At 57.8% G+C, this 24628-nt stretch carries 22 protein-coding genes and 1 pseudogene; 9 read left to right on the top strand and 14 right to left on the bottom strand.

What is annotated here, in order from left to right:
- Window positions 1-166 precede the first annotated feature (166 nt).
- From Pla123a_RS21680 to Pla123a_RS21665, 4 genes are all read left to right on the top strand, one after another.
- Window positions 167-1495, top strand: a complete 1329-nt coding sequence (locus Pla123a_RS21680) for a hypothetical protein (protein ID WP_146590924.1) — start codon at window positions 167-169, stop codon at window positions 1493-1495.
- Complete coding sequence (locus Pla123a_RS21675; protein WP_146590922.1) at window positions 1492-2406, top strand: hypothetical protein; 915 nt, start codon at window positions 1492-1494, stop codon at window positions 2404-2406. Before Pla123a_RS21680 ends, Pla123a_RS21675 begins: the two co-directional genes overlap by 4 nt.
- Window positions 2407-2730: 324 nt before the next feature.
- On the top strand, window positions 2731-3222 hold the full coding sequence (locus Pla123a_RS21670; RefSeq protein WP_146590920.1) for an ATP-binding protein: 492 nt from the start codon (window positions 2731-2733) through the stop codon (window positions 3220-3222).
- 215 nt (window positions 3223-3437) lie between these two features.
- Window positions 3438-3689, top strand: a complete 252-nt coding sequence (locus Pla123a_RS21665; protein ID WP_146590918.1) for a hypothetical protein — start codon at window positions 3438-3440, stop codon at window positions 3687-3689.
- Window positions 3690-4051: 362 nt separating this feature from the next.
- Here the strand turns inward: Pla123a_RS21665 and Pla123a_RS25090 are convergent.
- Window positions 4052-4276, bottom strand: a pseudogene (locus Pla123a_RS25090) (transposase); the annotation flags it as partial.
- A 266-nt stretch (window positions 4277-4542) separates the two neighbouring features.
- Between Pla123a_RS25090 and Pla123a_RS21655 the strand changes: the two are divergent.
- Window positions 4543-6369: a DUF4384 domain-containing protein gene (locus tag Pla123a_RS21655; RefSeq protein WP_197528188.1), complete on the top strand. Its 1827-nt coding sequence runs from the start codon at window positions 4543-4545 to the stop codon at window positions 6367-6369.
- Between the two features lie 134 nt (window positions 6370-6503).
- On the top strand, window positions 6504-9527 hold the full coding sequence (locus Pla123a_RS21650) for a CHAT domain-containing tetratricopeptide repeat protein (RefSeq protein ID WP_197528187.1): 3024 nt from the start codon (window positions 6504-6506) through the stop codon (window positions 9525-9527).
- A gap of 71 nt (window positions 9528-9598) precedes the next feature.
- Here the strand turns inward: Pla123a_RS21650 and Pla123a_RS21645 are convergent, their stop codons facing one another.
- Window positions 9599-10510 (bottom strand): IS5 family transposase, encoded by a 912-nt coding sequence (locus tag Pla123a_RS21645; protein ID WP_146590912.1) that lies wholly within the window; start codon window positions 10508-10510, stop codon window positions 9599-9601.
- A 213-nt stretch (window positions 10511-10723) separates the two neighbouring features.
- Here Pla123a_RS21645 and Pla123a_RS21640 point away from each other — a divergent pair, with 213 nt between their 5' ends.
- On the top strand, window positions 10724-12808 hold the full coding sequence (locus Pla123a_RS21640; protein ID WP_146590910.1) for a caspase family protein: 2085 nt from the start codon (window positions 10724-10726) through the stop codon (window positions 12806-12808).
- Here Pla123a_RS21640 and Pla123a_RS25445 read toward each other — a convergent pair.
- Window positions 12761-13279 (bottom strand): hypothetical protein, encoded by a 519-nt coding sequence (locus Pla123a_RS25445; protein WP_146590908.1) that lies wholly within the window; start codon window positions 13277-13279, stop codon window positions 12761-12763. The two genes, Pla123a_RS21640 and Pla123a_RS25445, sit on opposite strands and share 48 nt — an antisense overlap.
- A gap of 297 nt (window positions 13280-13576) precedes the next feature.
- Here Pla123a_RS25445 and Pla123a_RS21630 point away from each other — a divergent pair, with 297 nt between their 5' ends.
- Window positions 13577-14623: a tyrosine-type recombinase/integrase gene (locus Pla123a_RS21630; RefSeq protein WP_146590906.1), complete on the top strand. Its 1047-nt coding sequence runs from the start codon at window positions 13577-13579 to the stop codon at window positions 14621-14623.
- 207 nt (window positions 14624-14830) lie between these two features.
- Here the strand turns inward: Pla123a_RS21630 and Pla123a_RS21625 are convergent, their stop codons facing one another.
- From Pla123a_RS21625 to Pla123a_RS21605, 5 genes are all read right to left on the bottom strand, one after another.
- A complete protein-coding gene (locus Pla123a_RS21625; protein ID WP_146590904.1) occupies window positions 14831-15214 on the bottom strand; it encodes an SPW repeat domain-containing protein in 384 nt (127 codons plus the stop codon).
- A 159-nt stretch (window positions 15215-15373) separates the two neighbouring features.
- Window positions 15374-15745 carry a DUF488 domain-containing protein gene (locus tag Pla123a_RS25395; protein WP_146590902.1) on the bottom strand — a complete coding sequence of 124 codons (372 nt, stop codon included), beginning with the start codon at window positions 15743-15745 and terminating at the stop codon, window positions 15374-15376.
- Window positions 15738-15986, bottom strand: coding sequence for an anti-sigma factor family protein (locus Pla123a_RS21615; protein ID WP_146590900.1), 249 nt, complete (start codon window positions 15984-15986; stop codon window positions 15738-15740). The genes Pla123a_RS25395 and Pla123a_RS21615 overlap by 8 nt, the downstream gene beginning before the upstream one ends.
- A 10-nt stretch (window positions 15987-15996) precedes the next feature.
- Complete coding sequence (locus tag Pla123a_RS21610) at window positions 15997-16542, bottom strand: RNA polymerase sigma factor (RefSeq protein ID WP_197528185.1); 546 nt, start codon at window positions 16540-16542, stop codon at window positions 15997-15999.
- Between the two features lie 138 nt (window positions 16543-16680).
- Window positions 16681-17226: a carboxymuconolactone decarboxylase family protein gene (locus tag Pla123a_RS21605; RefSeq protein WP_146590896.1), complete on the bottom strand. Its 546-nt coding sequence runs from the start codon at window positions 17224-17226 to the stop codon at window positions 16681-16683.
- A 296-nt stretch (window positions 17227-17522) separates the two neighbouring features.
- Between Pla123a_RS21605 and Pla123a_RS21600 the strand changes: the two genes are divergently transcribed.
- Window positions 17523-17939 (top strand): hypothetical protein, encoded by a 417-nt coding sequence (locus tag Pla123a_RS21600; RefSeq protein WP_315852889.1) that lies wholly within the window; start codon window positions 17523-17525, stop codon window positions 17937-17939.
- A gap of 6 nt (window positions 17940-17945) precedes the next feature.
- Here Pla123a_RS21600 and Pla123a_RS21595 read toward each other — a convergent pair whose 3' ends face one another.
- From Pla123a_RS21595 to Pla123a_RS21570, 6 genes are all read right to left on the bottom strand, one after another.
- Entirely contained in the window at window positions 17946-18770 is an 825-nt protein-coding gene (locus tag Pla123a_RS21595; protein WP_197528183.1) for an alpha/beta hydrolase, read from the bottom strand.
- Between the two features lie 204 nt (window positions 18771-18974).
- A complete protein-coding gene (locus Pla123a_RS21590; protein ID WP_146590892.1) occupies window positions 18975-19943 on the bottom strand; it encodes a D-2-hydroxyacid dehydrogenase in 969 nt (322 codons plus the stop codon).
- A 364-nt stretch (window positions 19944-20307) separates the two neighbouring features.
- Window positions 20308-21375: an Ldh family oxidoreductase gene (locus Pla123a_RS21585; protein ID WP_146590890.1), complete on the bottom strand. Its 1068-nt coding sequence runs from the start codon at window positions 21373-21375 to the stop codon at window positions 20308-20310.
- A 120-nt stretch (window positions 21376-21495) separates the two neighbouring features.
- A complete protein-coding gene (locus tag Pla123a_RS21580) occupies window positions 21496-22167 on the bottom strand; it encodes a 4-carboxy-4-hydroxy-2-oxoadipate aldolase/oxaloacetate decarboxylase (protein WP_146590888.1) in 672 nt (223 codons plus the stop codon).
- An 8-nt stretch (window positions 22168-22175) separates the two neighbouring features.
- On the bottom strand, window positions 22176-23084 hold the full coding sequence (locus Pla123a_RS21575; RefSeq protein ID WP_146590886.1) for an NAD(P)-dependent oxidoreductase: 909 nt from the start codon (window positions 23082-23084) through the stop codon (window positions 22176-22178).
- Between the two features lie 10 nt (window positions 23085-23094).
- On the bottom strand, window positions 23095-24591 hold the full coding sequence (locus Pla123a_RS21570; RefSeq protein ID WP_146590884.1) for a tripartite tricarboxylate transporter permease: 1497 nt from the start codon (window positions 24589-24591) through the stop codon (window positions 23095-23097).
- Window positions 24592-24628: the final 37 nt, after the last annotated feature.

Below are 24628 nucleotides of genomic sequence, written 5' to 3'. Positions count from 1 at the left end.
CCCGCGACAGAGATTACCGGCACCTCGCAGCACAGTCGCTAGACTTCAGCTTGCATGCCCAGTCGCCTATGGGAGGCTGGCGATATACACCTGAAAGTCGGGATAGCGACACCTCGGTGAGGCGATCGCTACGGCACTGTGGGCGGCAGACTCTACGTAAGCAGCAGTGGCTGCCACTGACGTGGCGGAGGGAACTAGAGAGCCTGATCAGCCGGAGGGAAGCGAAGTCGCTCACAAACCTGCGGTCGAGCTCGCGCTAGAAGACGCGCAGCCGCAGAATCCCCTGGAGCAGCGGCAAGCGTCTCCTGCCTCCGACGAATCCGAGCAAGAGCCCATTCACGCCGTTTCCGCGGAAGTCGCTTCCCCGGTGGAGGAAGTGGAATTTAAACTCGAGCGAGCCGTTTCTCTCCCCGGCTACGAACGTGGGTATGGCGAAGAGAACGGGGATGTTTCCACACGGGTCACGTCACTCGGCAGGATCTCTGCCAAGCTAGAAAAGGACCTGCAATTCACAATCCTGGCACCGAATCATTCCGACGCGTCGACTTCTTTCGTGGTGTCAAAGATCAAGGACCGTCCCATTGGTAGCGTCTGGGGAATCCAATTCGGACTGCAAAGCACGCCAGCGGAAGGCGACGAAGAGTCAGCGCTCGCAAGCGAGAGCATGCGTCAGGCTGGAGTGATCGCTGGGCTTCGCGTAAACGACGGCAATCTGGAGTTTGCTTGGGGCATCATAACGGGAGTTACGGGAGTCATCGTGCTTCTCACGCTCCTGTTGGCTGTAGAGTTGGTTCAACGGAAGAGCATCAACGAGACACCTGCATCACCGGCATCTCTCGAGCACGCCACGGAGTTCGAGTCTCTGCAGGCTGAGGCGATGGCCTTGCGAGAGTCTCTCAATGGACTTCAGCGTCTATTGTCCGAAACTGCATCTGTTCCGGAGGAGATGGTTGCGGTTCGGACCGAGCAGCTGGAAGACGCGATTGAAGATCTAGAGCGTGCTTTAGGGGAGACTATCTATTCGATCCAAGCGAGAGAAGAGACCCGCAGGGAACTCGACGCCAACAGTCGAGCGGCAGCGACGTCCAAAGAAATCGACTCACTGCGTTTGCAATTGAGGTCGCTCGAGGCCCGGCTTCGGTCAGCAAAACGCACTCCTCAAATTGTCTACAACCCCAGTCCCCTGGCTGATAAGCCCGCGCTCCTCATCGACCTGGCTCCCGAACAGATCAGGGTGCTTGATCCTGGATCCGCAACGCCACTCTTCAAGAGCGAAGGACGCTCAAATGCGCCCAGGGCCAGAGAGCTCGCAGCCTGGGCTCGGGGTCGTGATCCCGCTGAAGTCTATTTTGTCCTCCTATTAAGGCCCAAATGTCTCGAAGTATTCGAGGTCGTGCGTGACGAGTTGGAGAAGCAAGGTTTCGACCTTGGAATTGACCTGTTGGACGAACATGCCGAGCTGAAAGTGGGAATATCAGCGGAGGTCCAAGAATGAGACGCCGACGCGCCGACGGTGCAAACGAGAGTTTGGACCTGTTGCTAGATGCGGTTTCAAACACGTTCGGAGGGATCCTGTTTCTAGCGGTCCTTATTGCGATTTTGCTCCGATTTTCGGGAGATCCGACTACGGCCTCCACCACCGGTGAGCACGAGGCCTCAGACGCGTCCCCTACAGCACGCGACATTGAAGCTGCACGCCGCGCTGTAGAGGAGCTCCAGATTGCGAATGCTCAGGCTCGAGATGCCGCTGCAGCAATGGGGGCAGTTGAAACGAACATTGGCTATGAGAGGTATGTCGCCCTCCAAGTCAAATCTAGTGGCCTTCAGGCCGAGTTAGCCGCTCGCAACCGAGACCTCTCAGAGCTGAGTGTCGCTGTAACTAAACTCGAGGCCGAACTGGACAGTTCAACTCGAGAGAAGCAGTCTTTGGAGCTGGAGATCGCCGCGGTGCATATGAAGATACGGCAAGAAACCAAGACATCTACCCGGACCGCTCAGCTTCCGAGTTTGCGAGCCACTGACAAGCAAGAATTTCCGGTCATAGTGCGGTACGGTCGCGTGTATCTACCGTACTCCGCAAAAAGCTACGGCGTAAATCGTGTACGAACGTTGGACTCTTTCGTGGTTCTCGCGAACGAAGCAGACATGATTCGAATTACTCCTAAGCCCTACGCTGGCATCAGAGTTGCCCAAGAGGGTTCATTCACGGCGAAACTAAGAACCCGACTCGCGGGGCTCGACGAGGAACGGTTCTACATTGCCCTCGCGGTTTGGGATGACTCATTCGGCGAGTTTGGTGTCCTGCGTTCAGACCTGGTAAGCATGGGATTCGAGTACCGAACCCTGCCGATCCCAGCCGGCGGCGCCATTATTGAAGGCGGCTCGGGAGACCCGTTTGTGCAGTAGACGAGACCGCATCTTCAAAGCCATTTGGATTATTGGTTAACCTCTGCCGCGGACTGTGGTCCAACGTTATTAGCTGTCTGGTAGCTGGAACGATCGCTTACTGCGGGGCTGCCAGTGGGGCTGAACCACCCCACGTGTGTGAGTGGCATTCGAAAAGTGCAGCGCCCGGCGTTAGGGGCTTGGCGCCCTAAAAGTGCAGCGCGCCGGGCGCGTTTTTCGAGCTGATTTGCGAAGCTGAGAGGCCGTTGGAGGGGCCGGAGGCCCCTTTCCTGGTTCTCTTGGGGGGCGTGGATCAGCGGGGCGCGTCAGAAAGTGCTGCGAGACATGGAGTTGTGGACGGAGGTCCGTCGCCGGGTGCTGACGGGCGAGCTGAGCCGGCGGCAGGCGGCCGAGGAGTACGACCTGAACTATCGCACGGTGGCCGCCTGCCTCGCCGGACGCAAGGTGCGGTTCTTCCGCGTCACCGAGCTGATCACCGCGCTGCTCGAAGCACGGGACGAGAAGTCGCTGCTGCGGCTCCGCTCGCAGCTCGCCAAGCAGGACGTCGTCGTGCTCGACGAGCTCGGCTACGTCCCGGCCAGCAAGGCGGGAGCCGAGCTCTTGTTCGACCTGGTCGGCCAGGCCTACGAGCGGCAGAGCCTGGTCGTCACCACCAACCTGCCGTTCGAGAACTGGACCGAGGTCCTCGGCTCCGAACGCCTCACCGGCGCCGCGCTGGACCGCCTCACCCACCGCTGCCACATCCTCGAATTCACCGGACAGAGCTACCGCCTGCAGGACGCCCAACGACGAAGCCGATCCAAGAAACAAGAGTAGAACCCTAGGCGATCGCGGGGACGCCTGGTATCCTCCCCGCAACCACCCAGCGCTGCACTTTCAAGGCGCCGGGCGCTGCACTTTTCAAATGCCACTCACAGCCGGGCGCTGCACTTTTCAAATGCCACTCACAGATCCTACCGGCCCACGTCCGAACGCATAAATCGGCCGCCTATCTTGTGGCTCCCCGCGGCTCGGGTGGCTATCTTGGGGATATGCACACCCGTCAGGCACTCCTGGCAGACGCCCACCGGCTCCGTGCCCTGCTTGCCGACACTGCCGCCGACCTCGACCGGTTGGGCGACACCGAAGCCGCCTCCCGCCTCAACCAGCTCACCGCTTTGTCGCAACTTGATGAAATCGTGGCCGATGTCTCTGCTCTAGATGATCACCCGCGTGACGGCCTGCTGGCTCGTCTGTGGCGTCGCCTGGAGCCTTGTAAGGTTTGCCATCCGCCGCGTCCGTGATGGTCGAGGAGTTGAAGCCGCATTGCTCGGAAACGGCCGAACTTACGCGCTCGCTGCCAAAGCCTACCGCCCGAATCAGATCAATAGTAGACGCACGTCAATTCAGAGGGCATTCGAGCGCAGGAGTTTACGTCCTGTGCAGGTTTCGTGCACAAGGTCGGTTCGTCCTGTGCGTGCTGGAGAAGTTTCACATCGACTCATTTGGGAGACCGAAGCAGGTTCGCCGGAGCAAGCATTGCCCGAAGCGGTTCTGCAAAAATCGGTCGAATTATGGCACGTCTCATAAGACGCGCGGGTTTATCGGCTTGCTCTAGAATGTGAAAGACAGATCGAAGACTACGTCACCCAGGTTTAGAGCGTTTTTAGAATTGTCGTGCGGAGTATCCAGAATGTGAGAAGTAGCGGCCGCACTCCGCAAGTTGGAAGCGGTTCAGGAGTTTTCCGATTCGTTGTTCGAGGTCGTGGATGGATCTCTCAGCGGCCGAACGGAGAAGTTGCTTGAGCTTGGCGAAGGCCAACTCGATGGGATTGAAGTCGGGACTATAAGGGGGCAGATAAACGAGTTGGGCACCAACCGACTCGATCGCCGGCCACTTTGTGGTGTTAACCGTCGCGCATGAACCGGCGTGTTAAACGTTGGCTTAGAGTCACCACGGCGACCAGTTAGTTTAGTTGGGCTGGGCATCACGGCAAATGGATTTTTGAGAAATTGCTGTGCTGCTACTCTGAACTTCTTCCGTGGAGTCCGTGTTTTCCTCAGCTACAGGGAAAATGTCGGTAAATAATGGCGTTTCCCCTGAGGAGCTGTAGCATTGTACTGGGCCGAAATCAAAGCATTCAATGGTATATTCCGATGTCACTCTTAAGTCTCTACCGGCTTCCTTGGTTACCTCCTCTAGTGGCGGTTCTTTTGATGGGAGGGTGCCTTTCTTCACGGTCCACCGCGGAAGATGAACCAGCCGTTGCGGCGGAAGAGGTGGCGCCGGTCGATCACGCGGCTTCCGCGGAAGAAGCGGCGGGTGACTCTGTTGAGGAAGACGCATCCGACCTGGTTAAAGACGCGCCTGCGGATGAGGAAGAAGTTGCCCCCGAGAGCGGAATAGACCCCGCAGAGGTAACAACCGTGCCAGCGACACCCGAAAGCATCATTCAAGATGAGCCGAGCTTTCTGGTGGCGGTGAAGGTCGACCGCGAGGACCGCCGTTATCGCGAAGGGGAACCTCTGCGGGTGAGCATCGTTTCGGAGGAAGATGCGTATGCCTATGTTCTTTATCAGCAGGTTGATGGCAAGGTTTATCAGATTTTCCCAAACTCGGCTCAGCAAGACAATCGTATCACGGCTGGCAAAGAGGTTCAGATCCCTGCCAAAGATGACCTGTTCCGCTGGAGCATTTCCGCACCTTTCGGCAAAGAGACTTTGAAGGTGATCGCCACGAAGGAACCTCTCAGAGGACTCGATGACGCAGAACTGCGTGCCAAAAGGTTTAACGCAGTCGGAAAGTTGCAGCTTCAACAGGCCGCGAAAGGCTTGAAAGGTGAAGGCCAAGCCCAAAAGATTGCATGGGCAGAAGATCAGGTCGAAATTACAACGTACGCTCAGGATCAAACTCAGCCAGATTCTTCCGCCAAACGCTACGGTGTTTTCTTTGGGGTCTCTGAGTACGAATTCAATGATGTTGTCGCGGAGTTAACCGAAGGCGAGTGGTCGCCGAATCTTGCCAACTGTGCGAACGACGCCCGAGCGACGGCGCTCCTAATGACGCACTTGGGAAAATTGGATGCCGTCCAAGTCTTTGTCAACGATCAAGCCACTCGGCGGCAAATGGAATTGGCGATCACTGGCTGGCTGCCGTCGGTTTCTAAACCTGGCGACACAGTTTTCATCTTTTTTTCGGGCCATGGCGGACAACTGCCTGATGACAATCGTGACGAAGCCGATGGGAAAGACGAATGGCTGCTGCCGCATGACTATGTCGACGGTACAGTGTTGACGGGACTCATTGCCCAAGCGAAAGCGGGGAAACTCGATCCGGCCCTCCAGTCACGCTATGAAAGCTGGATGGCGCTCGCCAAACGTGCAGGTTCTGGAGAAAAGGCCGATGAATGGCTTAGTCGATCCACAGGAGTGACAGACGACCTGTTTGGCCATTGGCTTCAGCGACTGAGCGGTCGTCGTGTTGTTGTCATTTCGGATTCGTGTTATTCCGGCGGCATGGCAAAGCACGAAAAGTCGCTCAAGGCGCCCGTTACAAAGTCGTTCGACTTTTTAGATGGCGAGGTCGAGCGGCTCAAGGATATTGGCCAGCCGGATAGCGCCTTGCTTGCTGCGTGCCGTTTTGATGAGCTGGCGCAAGGGCTTCGTGCGACGGACCAGATGCTTGTCGAACTTCGGGCCACGACCAGCGAAACAGCGAGTACGAAGGGTATGGAGAAAGGGGCCGTTGACGACTGGGTCGAAGGAGCGACTTTATCGGTGCTGGCCTACTACTTCGTCGAAGGACTGCTCGAAGGGGAACGCCCCCTCAAAATGGACGGAATGTTCGCGCACTGTCGCGACGGAATGCAGAAGTATTTCGAGACGGTGAACGAGATTCGCACACAGCGAGGCGAGGAATCCATCCCCCCCCACGAGCCGGTATTCGTCAATTACAGTGAGCAACCGATTGTCATTAAACCGTAGCAAGTCATCCATAATCCCAAACACTATTCCGATCTCGGAGTTCCGCAATGAGTCGTTGTACGGCCTTCTCAAGCATAATCGTATTTCTTGCTTTCTTCTTGGTCGCACGACATCTACATGCCGCCGAAAACTCTATGATCCGCGTGACCACTGATCGTGGAGAGATATGGGCCGATGATAAAGTGGTGGCCACCGTTCCCAAAGGCACGCGCATGTGGTGCTTTGAATTTTCGGATGGCGAATGGGCAGACGTCATGGTTCCGGGCCGAAATCTACGAGGATGGCTGGGTGCCGCGCATTTCAAAGCTATCGAGCATACAAAGGCCGAACAGGCGCGTCTCGACGAGTCCGTCAAACACTACGATCGGGCCGTCGAACTCGTGGAAAAAATGAAATTCACCGAAGCGGAGCGCGAACTGAAAGCCTGCCTCGCTATCGAACGCGAGATCGAAGGCAGTGACCATCCGGACGTGGGGTACACGCTCAGCTATCTAGGAAACGTATGCTTTTCTCAAGCCCGATATACCGAGGCTCGCAAGCATTACGATGAAGCTCTGGCAATCTTCCGCCGAGTTTTTGGAGATGATGATCTTGATACGGCGTCGACGCTCATCGACCTGGGTTTTCTTGTCAGCGGCCAAGGTGACTACGCATCTGCCCGCAAGTTCTTTGAAGAGGCGCTCGCGACAAGCCGCAGTGTTGCGGGTGATGAAAGTGTTGAAACGGCCGACGGGCTCGGTAATCTTGGGACTTTGGCTCAACAGCAAGGCGATTATGCGGGGGCACGCCGTTATTTCGATGAAGCGCTCGCGACCTATCGAAAAGTCGACGAGGGTGTCGAGGGTCTAGACGCCAGCAAAGGCGCGTTACTCCACAATCTTGCCAATCTACTACTCGAGCAGGGTGATTACGCCACCGCGAGAAAGTACTACGAAGATTCTCTGGCAATTTCGCGCAAGCTCTATGGCAAAGAGCATACCGAAGTTGCACATTCTCTCAATAACATTGGCTTGCTTCTCGCAAGCCAAGAGGACTATACCGCCGCCAAGAAATACTATGAGGAAGCATTAGCGATTTATCGCAAGGTTTATGGAAACGAACATCCCGATACGGCAATGACGCTTGATAATCTTGCCATTTCGTTGGGATATCTGGGCGATCTGAACTCTGCCCAAACCTATTCGCAACAGGCACTTGTCGTTAGGCGTCGTATCCTTGGCGATAATCATCCGGACACAGCGACATCGTTAGAAGGTTTGGGGTTTTTATTATATGAGCGCAAAGATTATGCGGCCGCACAACGATACTACGACGAAGCCCTTGCAATCCGTCGAAAGACATTCGGCGAAGCGCATCCCTATGTCGGCATGGTTCTGCACAATCTCGCTTGGCTTAAAGCTTGTAGCGGCGAGCTCGATCTAGCGGGAGAATACATGGAAGCTGCAAGGAAAAATACTTGCCGACATCAGGCTCAGGTGTTGCCGGCCCTGCCGGAGCGCGAGCAGTTACTGTTCATCTCGGAAACCGACGAAGGAAATCTGCATCGATGCCTGTCGTTCGCTAGCCAGCAAAGAGACGACAATCGAATCGCGGCGCTCTCGGCTGGATGGCTCGTCAATGGTAAGGCGATTGCTCAACAGGCACTTGCCGAGGGTGCATTATTATCAGCTTCCGAAACCGCACCGCTCGTAGAAAGATTGCGGGCCGTGAGAAGTCTATTAGCGAAGTTGGTGGGTAAACCATTCACCGCGAACATTCAGCAAGGGATCGCCGGACTGGAAACAGAGCAGCAGCAACTTATCCGACAAATCGGCGCGGCGGGAACAGGCTTTTCTGGTCAAGACCCGTGGATTTCGATTGCTCAGCTCCGCGGCGAGCTTCGTCCCGGTAGCGCGTTGGTGAATATTGCGCGTATTGTGCCGCACAAATTGGACGATCCGGTGTTTAATCCGACGGAAAGACCGGCGGTCTATATTGCTTGGGTGATCCCTGCGAGTGACGAAGGTCCCGTCACCATCGTCGACCTTGGTGACGCGGAAACCATTGACCTTGCCGTCCAAAAAGCTCGAAGTGCCATGCAGAATTCTGCAAGCGCAATTGAAGAGCAAGGAGAACGAAGTGCGACTGCGATGGTCAATGACGAACTGGCAACGTTGGCGAACTCTTTGTGGAAACCGCTTGCGAGCCATTTAAAGGGGAAGAAAGAGCTCGTGCTCAGCCCTGATGGTGCGCTCTGGTTGGTTCCATGGGCAGCGATTCCGGCTGGCGACAATAAGTTCCTCTTGGAAAAGTTCCAATTGCGTTTCGTTACGAGCGGACGAGAGTTAGTGCAACGCCGCCCGGAGCGAACAGGCATCGGGCCGCCGGTCGTGCTCGCCGATCCGGACTACGACTGGAACGCCATGGGAACCAGCGTTTCCTCTCGTAGCGCCACGCACCGAGCAGCAACAATTGCGGGGCCGTTCGCTCGACTTCCAGGCACGGCCCGAGAGGCAAGGGCGATCGAACCCGTCCTGGCCGAGTTTGGCAAAGGACAGCCAGTTATCTACCTTGAGAAGCGGGCAACTGAAACTCAGTTTAAATCGCTTTACAGGCCTTCTTTTCTTGTTTGCAGCACACACGGTTTCTTTCTTGAAGACCAAAACACTGACGAAAGCGATGCGATTCCCAAATCCACCGTTTCAGCGGCGGCCAATAGTGCTAAGGGCCCAACGAAATCGCGGCCCCTCGAGAATCCGCTCCTACGATGCGGGCTTGTCTTGTCGGGAGTCAATCGTCAGACGGAAAAAACGTCCGGCGATGACGGTGTTCTCACCGGCCTGGAAATCGTGAGCACCGACCTTCGCGGAACGGAAATGGTCGTATTGAGCGCGTGCGATACCGGCGTAGGCGACGTTCGCAATGGCGAAGGCGTGGCGGGCCTGCGACAAGCGTTTCAACTTGCCGGTGCGAAGAGTGTGGTCGCCACGCTGTGGCAAATTCCTGATCAGGAAACTTCCCAGATTATGACAGACTTCTTCGTTTATCTAGGACAAGGGCGGTCCAAAGCTGAAGCCCTGCGTTATGCTCAAATCAACCGTATCAACGACCATCGCAACCGGACTGGGGCCGCGCACCCCTACTACTGGGCTGCCTTTACCATTACGGGAAACCAGTGAATTTCTGTGAGTAGTGACAGCGGTCGTTAAAAAATGTGCCTGAACTTGATAATTCGTCGCGGCCTTGTTGACTAATTCCACTCAAACAGCGGCATTCCCAGTTGGGTAAATCGGTTAAGGATTTTGCAGCGGATTCGCGCTTCGGTTCGTTGGTTTGGGAGTCGGCGATTTTTCAAGCGGTCGCCGAAGGTTTGTTTGACTCGATAGACGGACGTTTTCGCGAGGCTTCTTCGATGATATCCGACTTCTCGTTTCCAGCGTCGCCGTCCCTGGCGTCGAATGGCGCGAATCGCCTCGTCGCGCGGCAAGGGCTCCGCCGCGCTGTTGCCGTGTTGCTTGATTTTGGCGTTATGCTGCGGCGGAATCACCGGCGCAACGCTTCTCGCCTGAAGCGACTCGTAGACCTTCCATTTGTCGTAGGCGCCGTCGCCGTAGAACTTGTTGATCGGTCGGTCGATCTGGCTCAGCAGGGCCTCCACTTCGTCGGCGTCGTGGCTGCTGTTTTCGGTGAGCGTCTCGGCGACGATCTCGCGCGTGTCGGGATTAACCGACAGATGCAGCTTGCGCCAGGTCCGTCGCTTCGACTTGCCGCGCGTGCGCGTCTTACATTCGCCTTCGCCGAACACCTTGAGCCCCGTGCCGTCCACGACCACGTCGATGGCCCCGCGCTTGTTGGCGATCGCCAGCGAGACGCCCAACTTGGCGGCCCGCTTGGCGAGCGACGAGTAGTCCGGGATCGCCGCCTCGACGCCCAACAACGCGATCAGCGACCGTCCAAACCCTTCCGTTTGACGATACGGCAGCTTGAACAACTCCCGCAGAGTCAGCAAGCATTCGATCGCCGAATCGCTGTAGACGAAAGGGCGACCGACCTTCGACTCGGCGTTGGCATGCCGCCAACTCGCCAACGCCTCCTCGCTAAACCAGACCGTGACGCTCCCGCGTTCCACCAACGACTCGTTGTACTGACGCCAATTCGTGATCTTGTACGTGAGTTATCGCTTCGCGACCATGGGGAATCTCCGTAAGACGAGGACGCGGCTCCATGCCGACACTCCGTTTACGGGACGTTTCTGAGAATTGTTCAACAAGGCCATTCGTCGCCGTCAAACCTATGACATGCCACGAGCAGCAGTGCCTTTAGGCAGACAATTGAATCCTAGCCGTGTGTGCTCATCAGCCCAAGGAAGCCCCTCATGATTTCCCGATATTGTCGACGTATTTATTTCTCATTGGCAGCAATTGCGATCCATGGCACATTGTCGACACTAGTACCGTGCGTTGCCAGCGCTGGCCAGCAATGGGCGGTGCTTATTGGCTGCGAGCAATATCAGCAAGCGAATCCTCTCAAGTTCACGGTCAATGATGTCAAACAACTGGCGAGCACACTCGAACTTCGTGGCGGCTACGAAAAGAGCCATCTGCTGTTGATGACTGATGACGAAAACGAGGTCAAGCATCAACCGCTAAGAGCGAGCATCTTGCGTGAGTTACCGGTGTTTCTCGACAAGATCGCTCCGGGTGATTCAGTATTCGTCTATTTTACCGGCCACGGCTTTCGCGATGGCGATGGCAAGCTTTATCTGGCTCCGCTCGACATCGATCCAGCCAATCCCGCCAAAACGGGAATAGCTGTCGAGTGGCTTCGGGAGAGAATTGCGAATTGCCGTGGTGACTTCAAATTGCTCGTTCTCGATGCGTGCCACGCCGGCTCGGAAAAGGGCGAAGAAGATATGAGTGCGACAAGTGTGACTTCGAAAGATCTGCAGAGTTTCTTCCAGAATCTTGAAGGGGTCGTGACGATTGCCAGCTCGACCGCGGCCGAGCCAAGTCAGATCTGGGATGCCAAAGAGCAGTCGCTCTTTAGTTACTGGCTCAATCAGGGTCTTAAGGGGCATGCCGATGACGACGCGAACGGTGCCGTCAATATCGACGAACTGTACAACTTCGTGCATCGAAATGTGCTACGCACGTCAAAAGATCGCTTTCCCCGCACGCAAACGCCGGTCAGGATCGTGCGTTCGGGAGCTCCCGGCGTTCCAACGATCGTGCGATTGAATCCCCACACACTGCGCGAAGCTCTTTCTGATATCGCGGAAACGCTGGCGGATCGAATCGACGAACGACGGCAAGGGCGGGTCGGAGTGTTGGAATTTATCAATGAATCAACGATGGGCGATTTGCTTGGTGCAAATTACGGTGCCCTCGGAAAGTGGTGCACCGATGAATTTGAACGGCGACTGTTGAATGCGAGCATGGAACGGTTCAGCATCGTCGATCAGCGGCGTTTGCAGCATATATTGAAATCAGAAGGATTCCAGCTCGATGATCTCTATTCGGGCGAAAGACTGCAGCAACTGTCGAAACAAGCAGGTGGAATGCCAGTTCTCGCGATTGGCACTCTTCGCAATCGAGCCGGCCGGGCGGTAATGATTCAGTGCAAGCTCCAAAGCGTGGAAAGCGACGAAACGATTGCATCCGCATCGGCAACCGCTTTGCTTAACGAAGACGAATGGGCCATGCTGGGGCGTAGCGTCAAAATTGAGCCAAGGGATCGAGTCCCCGAAATTCCAGTATCCGCCGATGCGCCTCCTGCCGATCCGATCGCGACGGTGATTGACCGGGCCGACGAGCGTTCGCAGGGAGCGCACCCGCTGCAAGATGCCAAGTTCGATTTCCCAATCAAGATTGTGGTTAATGGAAAAGAGCGACCTTTCGTTTTCAAATCGGTCGGTGAAGGTGAGGAAACTCATACCGAATGTTTTGTCGGGCTGAAGAAAGATGAGGTCTATGAGATTTGGGTTGGAAATCGCATAGGCACCGCTGTGAAAATGCGACTGTTGGTCGACGGCTGCAACACAATGCCTGAAAAGGAGGATCTTAAAGGAATCACGACTAAGATTGTCGGAAAGAGGGTAAACCTTGATGAAGCGGCAGGATGGGTGCTGGAGCCCGCGAAAATCAAGCCACGACGTGATGGCAGCTACGTTTGGGCGATTCGCGGATTCTTTGAGGAAGTGGGAGCTCAAGGTTCCCTCAGAAAATTCACGGTCGACGAAGCGGATAACTCGCTGGCCGCAAGGCAAAAGTTTACCGATCAGATCGGCATCATTACCGCCGCATTCTATACGGCTTTACCTCCAGGCAATCGCTCGCGTGGCGGCTTAGGAACTCGCGCTGGTGATCGACAGGCCGAACGAACCCAACGTTCTGATTTGGAGTTCGGGGATCTATTAAGCGTCGTGCATATCCGGTACGTTGATGTGGATGCGCTGAAGTGAGTGTTGGAAGTCAAAACAAATGCCGGGCAGCGCGTCAGGGCATCGTTTCACTCTAACCAGGGTCGTCCCGTAGCCTTCTGCCCCGACGGCCGGCACATCCTCAAGGGTTCGGGTGACAAAACCGCCATCCTGTGGAACGCCGCCAGCGGCCGGAAGCTCCGAACGTTCGAGGGCATGATGATGGGAGTTATTTCTGTTGCTTTCAGCCCTCAATCGAAACCTTAACATCGTTGATGCATGAACCGGTTGTTCGTCCATGCAGATGACCGGATGCGTCGGATCATACGGTTTTTCATAGGTTTCCAAGACCTCCTCCATGTTGGCGACGAATTCGGCGTCACACTCAGGAGGGATCACCCAGTATAGGATCGTTCGGTTGTTTATGCGATTTTTTAGCGTCTGCCGAACGGTTTCGTGGGAGACCTTTGCGGCGATCTCCAACTCGACGACCTTCTCGGCGAGCAACCGCAACGACCACTTCGCATAACCGGTTGGCGGCTTCCCTAGCTGACAGACCTTAGCTCGCTCATGAGGGCGTGTCCTGGGTCAGTTCGGCACTGGCTTAACCTGCGTAAGACCGACACACCGACCTCCGGGCGCAAAGCGTCGTCAGTTTGAATAGAATTGGAGCTATTCGCAGAGTTTTGCGGATGAGACCCATCTTCTCATGACGCCCCAGATGAGTGCGTCCGATTGCACGAAGCGTAACCAGTTTCCGCTCAGCAAGGATCGGCATTGAGGCAAGTAGCGGCAACGGGAGCCGCCGCGATGCCGACAACGATGAAGAATGCCGTTGAGATGTACCTCCAGGCACGAGACCTTTCCCGGGGATCGAGAATCGAGTACCGGACGACGCTAGAGAAGTGGCATGCCTGGAATCACAAGGTCCCGGTCGAGAAACTCGACCGGGCGACGATTCGCCAGTTCCTGAATTGGGTGTACGAGCAGGCTGTGGCTGAGGGCGGCACGAACCCCGGACGCACCTCCAACAAGACCCGCACCCACATTCGTGCAGTCGTTTCCTGGGCCTGGGAGAACGATATTATCGACATCCCGCCGCGTTTTCCCAAACCGCTGCCGGCTCGGGAAGTCGCGGGAAGGCACTACTTGACGAAGTCCGAGATCAACGCTCTCTACTTCGCGACGCATCAGATGCCAAGACCGCGCGGATGGCAAGAGACCGTCCCGGTAGGACGATATTGGCGTGCCGCCCTGGTGCTCTTCTTCAATTACGGATTAGATAGTGGTACGGTCTGGGGGACGACCTCCTTTCATGAGCCCATACTCTGGCGCCACGTGTCGTGGAGCGACAGGGCGCCAAACCGAGAGGTGAAGCAGCGTTCCCGGTGGGGATGGCTATCGTACCGTCGGATCAAGACGGGGAAGTCGTTCTGCCGGCCGATGAACCGCGTTGTCCACGCCCATCTCAAGAGCCTCTTCATAGGCGAGCCGGCTTCGGTCGATCCCGTATTTCTGGGCAGCACAGCTCGGCCGAACGTTCGCTTTCGTGAACTTTGCGCTCTAGCAAAGATTGGTCCCAAGAAGGACGTCGACACGTCGGAGGAAATCCCCTGGGTGCTGAAAGATCTGCGGAAGACCTGCGCGACCTACTACGACGAGCACATGCCCGAGTCGTCGATCGAGATCCTCGGTCACTCCGTGGGAGGCATCACCTACCGCCACTACGCCCACCGGGCCCCGCTGGCGTTCAAGGCAATCATGACACTACCGCAGCCGTCGTCTTTCCTGGCCCTCGTTCGAGGGTTCGATCGGCAATCCCCCTGTTGCCGAAGGCCCTTTGCAGATTTGGCGTAGCGGGCGAAGCCTGCTGAGGTCGGATTCACCGCTGCGCCTAGCGGCTGTTCGTTCCCGACCGCGGCCGATGCAACCGCGAGCAGAAAGAAAGCTGCGGTACTCGCGTCGGTCCGAGTCACGTCGGTCGCTATTCGCGACGCAAGGGGACCCGAACTGATGCAGACATCTACCGAATCCTACAACATGCAGTTTAATGTGATTGACAGATCAAACACACATCGCCTTGGCCTGCACGGCCTCTGCATCGGGCTTGTGGAGCCCAACGACGAGCAGCACGGCCGCACTGTTGGCCCAGTAGTACCAAGCATCTAAGCCAGTGAACCCCAGGGCAATCGGAGCGGCCAGGAACACCACCCCGATAAGGAAGTCGACAGCCAGGTGCACCCAATACGGCAGCACGCGAAAGACGCCCAGCTTGTGGTCCGTGAGCAGCGTGAGAACGAGCGCGGCGACGCCGGCGCCAACCGCCAGCCACCGGGCCATCGGATGGGAGTTGCCAAGGTTGAGCAGAAACGGCGCCGCCATCAGGCTAAAGGCGACAGGGTAGTCGAGGTAGGCATGCATTGTCTTAGTCACGAAGCGAGGGTCCATGTCGTGTCCTCCTGTGCGAGAAACGGGGTGGTGAAGCGGCGTGGCCGCGAGAGACGTCGGCGGGGCGGCATCCTTGGACGGATGCTGCTACCGACCTATTGGGGCAGACGCCTTGGGTCGGCGAATGTTGGATGCCCCGTCGCGTGCGAATCTTACGCGTTATGATTCACTTCGACGCCGAATCAAGAAGTCTCGCAAGACAACCGCATGATTGCGCGTTGTGTCAGAAGCCGCGTACAGTAGAGTTACCACCGAGTGCGTGACAAGTTGCCGTAGGACGTCCTCGATCGCCGAGTTGCCTGCCAGCTCGTCCAGATAGAGACGGCGGAACTCTTCGAACTTCTCTGGCTGATGTCCAAACCAACGGCGTAGCGAGGATGATGGGGCCAAGTCGTTGGCCCAACAATCGATGTGCGCCGCCTCTTTGCTCATACCACGCGGCCAGAGCCGATCCACGAGGACGCGGTATCCATCCGTTTTTGCACAAGGTTCGTAGATGCGTTTGATCTTCACGCCATCCTTTTCAGGCATCGCTCTCACCACGCAGAGAATCGAGTGTTTGCCGCAGGGCCTCGTACTCCTCACGGCACTCCCCGCAAACGGCAAGGTGCTGTTCCACCGCTTGCAGGCTCGCTGGAACCGATTTGCCCGACAACTGTGATTCGGCAAACTCCGCAACCAGCGCGAGACATTCCTCGCAGTTCAGTTCATGGTCTTCGGTTTGACTAAGGAGCTTCAGGAGCTGAGCGATTTCGTCTTTGGATAGTGCCATGGGTAGGATCTCACTGTGCAGAGGAGGCAATCAGGTCTTCCGCCGTGAAGCCAGCTGCTTCCAGCCGCTCTTTCAGCTTCTTCCGCGCGTCGTGGGTCAACTTATAGAGGGCATTGCGATTACTGCCGAGCTGCTCGGCAATCTCGTCCTGCGGCATGCCCTTGAGTTCCGCGAGCAATGCCGTTCGTTGTCGATCGGTCAAATCTCGATGAATGGATGTGTTTAGCGCGTCCAGCAGATCGCGTCGCTGCATCAGAGCATCCGGCGCCCATTCGTCGGCAGTCCTGTCGCGGCTCGGGAGGTCCGTTGCTGGGACCAGGTCGCTAAGTGATACGTCTTTCCATCGGCTGCGACGAAGCTGTCCCAAGGCAACGCGAATGGCAATTGCCGTGGCCCAGGTAACAAACTGGCTGCGACTGTCGAACTGTTCGAGTTTATCGAGAACACGCAGCAGCGACTCTTGCGCGCAGTCCTCCAGAAACGAATCGTCCGCACGAGGGCGGTCCGACAATCCGCTGCGTAGATTACGCAACAGCAATTCGCGCAGCTCGGCCAAGGCGGAATCACTCCGCTGCGCTAAGTCCTTCACCCAGGTTTCGTTTGTTCGCTGCATATATCAGGCCAACGAATGTTCGCAGAAGCAAAGGAACCGCTCGATCGGCCCGGCGAAGCCAGATCGAGCGGCGTCCCCAGTTCAAGCCGCGGCGAGTTCGGGGGCTACGGGAAAGTCGACTTCCGTGCCGGCCACATGGTTGAAATAGTTCGTGAAGATGTTGAGCGCCACGTTGGCAACGATCTCGGCGATCTCACCATCAGTGTACCCAGCTTTGCGTACGCGCTCGACGTCCTCATCAGCCACGACGCCACGGCTGGAGACGATCTGCCGGGCGAACTGCAGCGCCAGCGATTCCTTCTCGTCGGATGCCGTTGCCCGCCGCGCGTCGCAGGTTTCCTGCTCGGTCAGTCCGGCTTTCTTACCCAAGGCAGTGTGGGCCGACACGCAATAGTCGCAACCGTTGGTTTCGCCAACCACCAGGGCGATCTGTTCCCTGAGTCGAGCCGACAGCGCGCCGGAAGCGAGTGCCTGGCTGAACCCGAGATACGCGGTGGCGACGGCCGTTGATTGGGCCATGGTGGAGATAAGGTTGGGCACGACACTCAGCTTTTTCTGCACGTTGGCGAGCAATTCGGCGGTGGCGGGAGGGGCGGTGTCTCTGTTGACTGGTTGAATTCGCGGCATGGGATTGCCTCACTTGGGAATGGGAAGTGGTGGGTTTCCCATTGGATGCCTCCAGGTGGGCACTTCTTACGTCTTTTTCTGATTCGCTCCTTCGACTCGCAGTTTTAGTGGGCAGGGACAATGCAGTTCGCATTGATTGACGTCAACCGCAGTCGGTGCAAGCGACCGCCTGCAGAAACGATTTGGTGAATCTGCCGAAGCTGGACCAGCCTCAGCAGATTAGCGGCCTCTCAAACTGAGCGAGGTCGGTTTCACCTCAGCAGGTTGCCGTTGGCTCGCAGCCACCGTCTTTTCGGATCTTCCTAAACTGCGTCGGACCGACATACCTGTGCGCCTTAGCCTCTCCACGCCCCACATCCAGGGGACCGGTCTCGGCCACAAACCCCGCCGAGGTGGACGCCGCCACTGCCTGGTGGACCGAGCTGACCGATCAGGGCGGCGAAGGGATGGTCGTCAAACCGCTCGACCTCATCGCCAAGGGCAAGAAGGGCCTCCTGCAGCCGGCCGTCAAATGCCGTGGCCGGGAGTACCTCCGCATCATCTACGGCCCCGACTACACGAGCGAAGCCAACCTGACCCGGCTGCGAAACCGTGGCCTAGGGGCCAAGCGATCGCTAGCCCTGAGGGAGTTCGCCCTCGGCGTCGAAGCCCTCGAACGCTTCGTCCGCCGTGAGCCCCTCAGGCGGGTGCGGGCCCGTCCGATGGTCCAATAGCCTTGCTTAGAAACAGCCCGAGTCTGTTGATTGAGCAGTAAGCGTCTTAACAATGAAATCGTAACGGTCGGTAAACCTGGGAGCTTCCAGCCCGGGATAGGATACGTGGCACTCTAGCCCTAGCGGCTCCGCGAGCTTTTTGAGCTCAACGCCGAACTTCGGGCTGTGCACAAAGAAGGAATGGTCTTTCTCCGCTTCGTCTGGTGCGAGCTTGTAGTAAAGGAAGATTGGCGGATCGTCGCTGCTTACCAGAGCAGCAGGCGATAGCTTTGGGAAGAACGGCTCATAACGGCTCCGCTGATCCAGGAACTTACTGAAGTTCCTCTCTGGCAAGCCGAACGCGTGCCCCCCGTATCGCAGCTCGGGCCCAACCCACCTTCGCATTTGCCGAGGGTCGATCGACGTCTGAGCGTCGCGTACCCCAATTGCTAGAACCCTGGTCGACTCCCTGGCGATTGGGTCCGGAGAATCGGGCTTTGCCATTTCGTCCGAGAGCCCAAGCCACAAGGCACTGAAGCCTCCGGCAGACACTCCCGACAGGGCTACTCGGCGGCCGTCCAAGCCCCACTCGGTGGCATAGTGCCGAACGAACTGGAGCGCGTACCTTACATCATCCAGGCAGGCCGTCACAGGCGGGTCGACTTTTTGGCGTGCGGCGTCGCGGAGCAGCCGGTAGTTGACTCCGACAATAGCAATCCCCGCGTCGGTGAAGGTTTCCACCTGCCTTCGCCCCAGAGCTTTGTCACCGTTCCACCAACCACCCCCATGGATATCCAGGACGAAGGGAAAGGGGCCCGGTCCCGACGGCTTGTAGACGTCGAGCCGCTGCAAAGCGTGTGGTCCGTAGGCGACGTTGGCCTTGAAGGGGGCGCCCTGACCGTACGCGGAAGGTAGCCAGGAAATAAGACTGAGAGCCGTTAGGGCGTAGACCAACCGAGACGGAATCATCGCTCTGGCCTCTCAATCGAATTTGGTTCTGATAAGGTGGACAGGCGCCGCCGGCGCTTACCGCGAGCTAACGTGCACGAGCATGAACTACTCTACTCGGTTTCTCCGCTCTCCCGCCAGGAAGCTGCGCAGGTTCTCCGCGGCGGTGGCCATCAGGCGACGCCTTGCTTCGACCGTGGCCCACGCGAGATGGGGCGTGATGACGCAGTTTTCTCGGGAGAACAACCGGTGGTCGGCCGGTGGCGGCTCTTGATCCAACACGTCTAGCGCGGCGCCGCCTATCACTCCTTCACGGAGAGCCCAATCAAGGTCTTCCGATACGACCAGCCCGCCACGCGCCGTGTTGATAAGCACGGCGCTGGGCTTCATCTTTCGGAGCCGCTCACTGTTAACGAGATTCGACGTCTCCGCAGTCAGCGGGCAGTGCAGTGAGACCACGTCCGCTGCGGCGAACACCTCGTCCACAGACACTCTTCGGATCTGTAGTGCTGGATCGCACTCCGGAGATCGCGACGATGCGATCACTTTCATCCCAAACGCCTGGCCGATCTGAGCCACCCTTCTTCCAATCGATCCCATCCCGACAATCCCAAGCGTCCGACCCGCCAGCTCAACTTGGGGATAGTCCCAGAAGCAGAAGCTAGACTGACTGCTCCACCGTCCCTGCTTGACTGCCGCGTCATGATGGCCGACGCGGTGCATCAACTCGAGCAGCAACGCGAAAGTCAGCTGCGCAACCGAGTCGGCGCCGTAATCTGGGACGTTTGTGACCGCAATTCCCCGTTCCCGCGCCGCCGCGGTGTCAATAACGTCGTAGCCCGTTGCAGTCACCCCGATGTACTCGAGGTCGGGCGCCGAATCGATGATGTCACGGTCCAGCACTACCTTATTGGAAATGACGGCCGTGGCGCCGTGCAGCCTTGCCGCCACCTGACCGCGATCCGTTTCATTAAACACCTCGACCTGGCCCAACTCTTCGAAGGGGGTCCAGTCGAGGTCTCCTGGGTTCAAGGCCCGTCCATCGACCACGACGATTTGCGGTGTTTTGTCGCCCATAGTGCAGAAGCTCTTGTCGTAAAGATTTTATTCCTGCGATTTCGAACTCTGAGTGACGCCAATGCTACTTGTCACTGATGGTCACGTTTGGAGCTCAAAATTCACGGTCGGTTGTTGCTACGCGCCGCTGCGTCAATTGCGGAATCTGGAGAAACGCTCAAGGGGCCGCATCTGAGCAAGCGACTAAACTTGACTTGTAGGGAGCACTGATTCAAGTAGAACTCAGGCACTGCCCGGCGGATGCTTTGTTTTGATTGAGTTGGTGCTTTGAATGGTGACGCGGCGGATGCACCTGTCGGTCGGCACTGGGGCATCGGCGGCGCAGGGTTCTTTTAGATCTGGTTGGCCAGCAACTAGTTGGAGACTAGGCTACTTCGGCGTGCTCCAGAGCTGCTGGCGGCGCGATTCCGAAATCGTTTGCCAGGCAGTTCAGGTCTTCTACAACCGCGTCCGGCAAGAGGATGCCCTGCGTCTTAGCCGCCTCTGAATGGCGATGCTCAAGCTCGCCGGGGATCAGCACCTCTTCTACTCCAGGCGCCGGCGGGCAGGATTTCATTTCGTCAAGCAGCGCCGCGGTCCGCTGCTCGAAAACGGCCAAAGGCAAAAAGCTGCTGATATCCCAAACCCCCATAAAGAACCCGAGGTCTTGAGGTCTTTCGAAGTCTTTCCAGTAGGACCGGATATTGGGACTGCTCAGGGCGCCGCTGAGGCTGCTGCACAGAATGTCTATAATCAACGCCAAGGCGTACCCCTTCGGCCCACCAAAGGGAAGCATCGCTCCCCGCATCGCTTCGGCCGGGTCCGTCGTGGGAATCCCGCGTTGGTCGACCGCCCAGCCCTCTGGAATGCTGCTCGCGCCCTCTTTTAGCGCCAAGATGACTTTGCCCTGGGCGACGACGCTGCTGGCCATATCCAGCACAAGCGGCGCGCGGGCTCCGGCGGGGATTGCGATACTGAGCGGGTTGGTGCCTAGCATCGGCGCCATGCCGCCAGTAGGGACAATCGAAGCCGGCGCGTTCGACATGGCGAGGCCAATCATGCCGGCCTCGGCGGCTTTCATTGTGTAGTACGCCGCTATGCCGAAGTGATTGCCGCCTCCCACGGCCGCGAAGCAGCTGCCGTGTCGTCGTGCCTTGGCGATGCACTTTTCCATCGCGTAGGTTCCGACCGCGGCGCCCATCGCATTGCGCCCGTTAATCAGGAGTGAGCCGCCGGTTTCCGACTCGATCTGCGGCTCGACTCCAGCGGCGACAACGCCCGTCGTTACTCGCTTTGCATAGGTGCGCAGGCGGCTGAGGCCGTGAGATCCGTGCCCACGTAACTCCGCGGTAAGCAGATTCTCTGCAGAGCAGGTCGCTTCCCGCGGGGAAAGGCCGGCCTTCAGGAAGACCTGTTCTGTGAACTGACGAAGGTAGTGTTGTGAGTATCGCATGTTCCGTTTATCGCTTTATGGGTCCACTAGTCGAGCGAGGTCGTGCGTAACGACATCTCTAGGGCTGCCGATCTCGATGGGACTGAGTCTTGCCGGCAGCTTGGCTTTATGTTTCCGGTTTTAGTCTTGCTCAAGGCCTAGGTCTCTTAGCGTTGGCCGCAAGTCAAGCAGGTCGAGCGTGAGCTTGCCGGAGCGTATTTCACGGAGGATTTTCGCTTCCCGCTTCTCGATCCGGCCGGCGTTCTCCAGCACCTCTTCGGCCTCCGATTGGGGCACTACGACCACGCCATCGCAGTCACCAACGACGATGTCGCCGGGCTGAACGTAGACACCTCCGATGACGATTGGGAGATTGATCGAACCCCCTTTTTTCTTGCTGGTTCCTTTCATAGAAACGCCGCGGGCGAACACGGCAAACCCCATTTCGCCGACGGCGTCGACATCGCGGACGGCGCCATCGGTTACGAGGCCTCGGATGCCCCTTTCCATGGAGGCGGCTGTTGCAATCTCGCCCCACAGGCCCGCATCAGTGAAGCCGTCAACAGCGGCCACCAGCACGTCGCCTGGCTGCGCCAGGCTGATCGCCTTATGGAGCATCAGGTTGTCGCCCGGCGCAGCCTTGATGGTCAACGCGGCGCCCACGCACGGACCTCCAGAAGTTACCCTCTTGAAATCAGAGGCTAGCGCGCCCCGCTGTCCCATCGCCTCATGGAGCAAAGCCGCCGACACGCCCTCAAACTTCTGAAGAAGCGAGCTGCTGGGCCTGGAAAAATCGTTGATAGTTTGGCTCATGGTTGTTGCTACTTGCTGTAGGCCTTGAAAACTCCTTGCACACCGAGCTCCCCCATTCCTTCTGCTTCGCAACTATTAAACGCCTCGCGGGCGGTTGCGAAGGTGGGCAGCTCTACCTCGCTTGCTTGCAAGAGCTCAGAAGCAATTCGCAAGTCTTTATTCATCAGTTTGATCTTGAATCCGGGCGCGAAGTCCTCCTGCAGGACCTTGGGGGAATAGTTCTCCAGCATTCCCGACCGAGCCGCGCCACCGAGGATAACCTGCAAGGCCTTTTCCGGATCGACTCCGGTCTGCCTGATCAGGTGCATGCACTCGGCCATCGCCACCAGCGAAGTGGCGGCTGTCACTTGGTTGACCATCTTCGTTAGCAGGCCATGTCCGTTGGGTCCCACGTGGACGACCGTCTTGCCGACGGCCGCCAAGATGTCGGAACAACGCTCGAATGCTGCTTGCTTGCCTCCCACCATGATTGCCAGCGTCGCGTTTTCTGCTCCCTTTTGCCCGCCACTCACGGGCGCGTCGAGGAAGTCGACGCCGTGTTCGTCGAGGCGTGCTGCGAAACGCTGAGACGCCAACGGATTGATGGTGCTCATGTCGATGAGCACATCGCCCGACGTCAGCCCCTCGACTGCCCCCGCCGGGCCGAACAAAACGTCTTCGACGTCGTTCGTGTCCGAAACCACGGCGATCACCACATCCGACTCAGCGGCGGCCCCTGCTGGAGAAGCCGCCACTCTCGCCCCGGCCTGCTGAAGGGCCGTGCACTTCGAGGCGGTCCGGTTGTAGACCGTGACTGGGTACCCGCTCTTGACGAGGTTCAGGGCGATCGGCGCGCCCATGATTCCCAGGCCGATTACCCCGACCGCGGTCTTTTGGCTTTGGCCTTTCACTGATTCATTCATGCCGTTGATGCTCACAATGGGGGGCTTAATTCGTGTGCGCCGACTTGCCGCACAGGCTTTCGACAATGGTCACTACAACCGATACGACCGCGAGCGCGAGAAACACGCACGCGATGGGGTGCGCGATGATCGAACTCCAATCGCCTTGCGCGCTAACGGCTGATTGGAAGAGGGCTTCCTCAAGCGGCCTAGCAAGTATGAAAGAAATTACTACGACCGCGACCGGTATGCTCGACTTGCGCATCACGATTCCCATCAGTCCGAACGCCAACATCGTGTAGAGGTCGAAGATGCTGCCGCGATAGGTGAACGTGCCGACGACACACAGCACCAAGACCATGGGCAGCAGCAGATTCGCGGGAATCGCAGAGAACCGCTGGAACATCCCCATCATGAGAAATCCGCTGACGGCCATCGCCAAGTTGGCCAGGATCAAGATGTTGTACAGCAGGTAAACCGAGTCGAGGTGCTGCGTGAAGATGAAGGGCCCGGTCTGAACTCCGTGCATGAGCAGTGCGCCGGACAGCACAGCGGTCACGGCGTCCCCTGGAATGCTGAGCGCTAGCAGCGGGATGAGGGCGGCGCCGCTAACGGCATTGTTGGCCGCCTCGGCTGCGGCGACCCCTTCTAGCGCCCCGGAGCCAAATGAATCTGGATCACTGCTGGTTCGCCTCGCGGCTGCGTATCCCAAGAAGCTTGCAACCGTGGCTCCGATTCCGGGAAGGATACCGATGAAGGTACCAATCAGAGAACTCTGTGTGATCGCCCTGCGGCTTCCGCGGATATCGGGCCAGGTGAGCTTGTCCTGCGGGGAATCTTCGTCGCCGGCAGATTCGCGTTCTTGAGGAATTACTGGCGTGCGTGAGAGGGTGAGAATCTCAGAGATTGCAAACAAGCCGATCAGCAAGGCGATGAATGAGAAACCATCTTCGAGCTCAATCAAACCAAATGTAAACCGTGGAGCGCCGGTCATGGGGTCGGAGCCAACCGAGCCAATAAAGAGCCCGATCCCAGCACCGATGAGACCCCGGCCGAGCGATGCGCCCGATAGAGAGCCGATGAGAGTTAACGCGAACACCAGCAGGGAGGCTCGCTCGAACGGCCCGAACATGAGCGCGACGTTGGCGAGCTGCCTGGCGACAAACGTCAGAACGAAAACACTGAAGAGGCCGCCGCAGACCGAAGCAAGCAGCGCCATCGAGAGCGCCTTCTTGGCCTGCCCACGCCTGGCAAGCGGGTAGCCGTCCAGCACCGTGGCCGCCGCGGCCGGCGTCCCTGGCGTGTTGATCAAGATCGCAGAGACCGATCCTCCGAAGATCCCTGAAACATAGAGCGCGAGGATCACAGTTAGGGCCGAGGTCAGCGACATGCTCATCGTCAGCGGCACGGCCAGGGCAACCGCCATGTTGACGGTCAAGCCGGGGGTGGCGCCGATGGCAATTCCCGCGACGGTGGCCACGAACAGTATCGGCAGATTGAAACCGCCGATTGCGAGCCAGGTTTGTTCGAGGAACAGGTTCATTGAGCCGAAAGAAGCATTGCCTTGTATAAGCTTGAGA

Origin of the sequence: Posidoniimonas polymericola (assembly GCF_007859935.1) — a bacterium.
Taxonomy (GTDB): Bacteria; Planctomycetota; Planctomycetia; order Pirellulales; family Lacipirellulaceae; genus Posidoniimonas; species Posidoniimonas polymericola.
The sequence above is the reverse complement of the archived record's forward strand: the minus strand, read 5'-3'. Positions and strand labels throughout refer to the sequence as shown.